Annotated in this window: 2 protein-coding genes; both read left to right on the top strand. The window is 39.6% G+C overall.

From position 1 onward, the window contains the following. The coding region (locus AOA62_RS03340; protein ID WP_368665702.1) for an oligopeptide/dipeptide ABC transporter ATP-binding protein at nucleotides 1-226 on the top strand (226 nt) is incomplete at its 5' end. Beyond that, a partial coding sequence (locus tag AOA62_RS03335; protein WP_143521720.1) for an ATP-binding cassette domain-containing protein occupies nucleotides 219-412 on the top strand: 194 nt, incomplete at its 3' end. The genes AOA62_RS03340 and AOA62_RS03335, both read left to right, overlap by 8 nt.

Here is a 412-nt window from a genome sequence, read left to right as displayed (position 1 = left end):
GATTAAATCACTACCTAAGATTCATCAGCGAGATAAGCGCCTTTACTCTATTCCTGGAAATGTACCAAAACCAGGTTCCATAAAACAAGGTTGCCGTTTTGCTGCAAGATGTTCAGAGGTGTTTGATCAATGTTATGAACAAGATCCAGCTTTACTCGAAATAAACGAGGGACACAATTGTCGTTGCTTCCTCTATGAAAAGGAAGGGGAGGTCATCAATGTCTAAGGCTTTACTAGAGGTAAAAGCATTAAAAAAATATTTTGATGTTAAAGGTGGGATACTCTCCCGAAAGGTTGGGGATGTCAAAGCAGTAGATGATGTATCCTTCGAAGTCTATGAAAAAGAAGTCTTAGGAATAGTAGGAGAATCTGGTTGTGGTAAATCCACAACAGGTAAAACCCTGCTACGTCT

The sequence above is a fragment of the Pseudomonas sp. 2995-3 genome (genome assembly GCF_002742565.1).
GTDB classification, from domain to species: domain Bacteria; phylum Pseudomonadota; class Gammaproteobacteria; order Pseudomonadales; family Pseudomonadaceae; genus Aquipseudomonas; species Aquipseudomonas edaphica.
This window is presented reverse-complemented; position numbering and strand designations above follow the sequence as displayed.